The sequence below is a fragment of the Rhizobium sp. FG96 genome, from assembly GCF_057808655.1.
The window spans coordinates 1-1,615 of record NZ_JBMDIL010000037.1; the positions used below are offsets into that span (position 1 = coordinate 1).

At 60.7% G+C, this 1,615-nt stretch carries 2 protein-coding genes; both read right to left on the minus strand.

The genetic code is table 11. From position 1 onward, the window contains the following. Positions 1–48: 48 nt before the first annotated feature. A complete protein-coding gene (locus ACODR6_RS32055; RefSeq protein ID WP_199629348.1) occupies positions 49–1,203 on the minus strand; it encodes an amino acid ABC transporter permease in 1,155 nt (384 codons plus the stop codon). Position 1,204: 1 nt separating this feature from the next. Further along, the coding region (locus tag ACODR6_RS32060) for an ABC transporter permease subunit (protein WP_489026611.1) at positions 1,205–1,615 on the minus strand (411 nt) is incomplete at its 5' end.

Below are 1,615 nucleotides of genomic sequence, written 5' to 3' on the forward strand. Positions count from 1 at the left end.
GGAGACGGTGAGCTTTTTAGCTTCAGCCATAGTTGTTACCCTCAATTCTTATCGTTTGTGGCCGGTGTCGAGATGGCGTTCCATGAACACCGAATAGCGCGACATGCCGAAGCAGAAAATCCAGAAGACGAAGCCAGCAAAGATCAATCCTGTCAACGGTGTGACTGCCGAGGCCCAGTTGCCGTCGGAGAAGTTCAGGCGAACGATGCCGAGCAGGTCGAACATGCTGATGATCGACACCAGCGACGTGTCCTTGAACATACCAATGAACGTGTTGACGATGCCAGGGATGACGAGCTTGATCGCCTGCGGCAAAATGATCAGCCGCATCTTCTGCCAATAGCCGAGCCCGAGTGAATCGGCGCCCTCATATTGACCCTTCGCAATGGCCTGCAGGCCGCCGCGGATGACTTCGGCCATATAGGCGGACGCGAAGATCGATACGCCGATGACGGCGCGGATCAGCTTGTCGACATTCCAGCCCTGCGGCAGGAACAGCGGCAGCATGACGCTCGCCATGAACAGGACGGTGATCAGCGGAATGCCGCGGATCACCTCGATGAAGATGACGCAGACCATCTTGACGACCGGCATCTGCGAACGCCGTCCGAGCGCCAGGATGATGCCGAAGGGCAGCGACACGGCGATACCGACGAAGGAAACGACGAGCGTCACCAAGAGGCCGCCCCAGAGCGGCGTCTCGACGATCTCGAGACCGAAGCCGCCGTAAAGCAGCCAGATCGACACGAGCGGCAAGGCAACGAACAGCAGCAGCGCGTTCAGGCCCTTGCGCGGCATCGACGGGATCAGCATCGGCGTCAGCAGCGCTGCGAACATGATGAACACCAGCGTCGGGCGCCAGCGCTCGTCGAGCGTATAGCGGCCATAGACGAACTGATCGAGCTTGGCGTTGACGAAGGCCCAGCAGGCGCCGCTCCATCCATCAGGCTGCGTGCCGCCCTGGACGGTCGTGGCGCAGAAGGTGCGGTCGGTGCCGGTCCAGACGGCCTGGATGAACAGCCAATTGATCATATGCGGCAGCACCCAAGCGAGTGCTGCGATCGCAATCACCGTCAGCACGATGTCCTTCGGTGTTGCGAGCAGGTTGCGCCTGATCCAGGCGATTGCGCCGCGCTGGCTTGCCGGAGCCGGTTCTGGCTCCAGCATGGCATTGCGGACGAAAGAAATGTTCGAGCCGGACATCTTATCTCTCCACCAGTGCCATTTTGGCGTTGAACCAGTTCATGAACAGCGAGGTGAGCACGCTGAGCCCGAGATAGACGACGATCCAGACGACGACGACCTCGATCGACTGGCCGGTCTGGTTGAGTGTCGTCCCCCCGACGGCAACGAGATCCGAGAAGCCGACGGCGATTGCCAGCGACGAATTCTTGGTCAGGTTCAGATACTGGCTGGTGAGCGGCGGAATGATGATGCGGAAGGCCTGCGGCACGACGACGAGGCGGGTGACCGAGGACGGATGCAGGCCGAGTGCACCGGCTGCCTCCGACTGGCCCTTCGGCACACCGCGGATACCGGCACGCACGATCTCGGCGATGAAGGCGGCGGTGTAGAAGGACAATGCCAAAAACAGCGACATGAATTCCGGGCCGAC